Origin of the sequence: Xanthomonas sp. SHU 166 (assembly GCF_000364685.1) — a bacterium.
Lineage (GTDB): Bacteria > Pseudomonadota > Gammaproteobacteria > Xanthomonadales > Xanthomonadaceae > Xanthomonas_A > Xanthomonas_A sontii.
Genome location: NZ_AQOJ01000593.1, coordinates 1 through 525, shown reverse-complemented (window position 1 = coordinate 525; position 525 = coordinate 1). Strand labels below are relative to the sequence as shown.

The 525-nt window shown below is 70.7% G+C and carries 1 protein-coding gene; it reads right to left on the bottom strand.

What is annotated here, in order from left to right; all coding sequences use genetic code 11:
* Positions 1-505 (bottom strand): glycoside hydrolase family 3 N-terminal domain-containing protein (locus D180_RS14690; RefSeq protein WP_304412380.1); only part of this gene is annotated, 505 nt, incomplete at its 3' end.
* Positions 506-525: the final 20 nt, after the last annotated feature.

The following is a 525-nucleotide window of genomic DNA, read 5'->3' as shown; positions in this document are numbered from 1 at the left end:
CCCAGCGGTCGTCCTGCGGCACCGCCACGGTCGGGGCGAAGGTCCACTCCATACCGGTGGTACGCGTCTCGGCGGCAGTGATCTCGCCGATCTTGCGCATCAGTTCCGGGTCGCGGGTCGCGCCCAGGCCGATGTTGTGCGGGAACAGGGTGGCGCCGACGATGTTGCTCTGCCCGTGCACCGCGTCGATGCCGAAGATGATCGGGATCGCCGGGCCGGCGCCGTCGGTCTGCATCGACGCCGTGTAATAGGCATCGGCCAGTGCCAGCCACTGCGCCGGGCTGGCGTCGTACTTGCCGCCGGGATCGGAGTTGCCGCCGGCCAGCACCGAGCCGATGTGGTACTTGCGCGCGTCCTCCGGGGTCATGCTGCCGATGTCGCCCTGCACGGTCTGCCCGACCTTCTGCTCCACCGACATCTGCGCCATCAGCTTGGTGATGCGCGCCTCCAGCGCCGGATCCTCCTTCAACGGCCAGGCCGGCGACGGCCACCGGTCCGGATGGATCGGCGGCGGCGGCGCGGCCG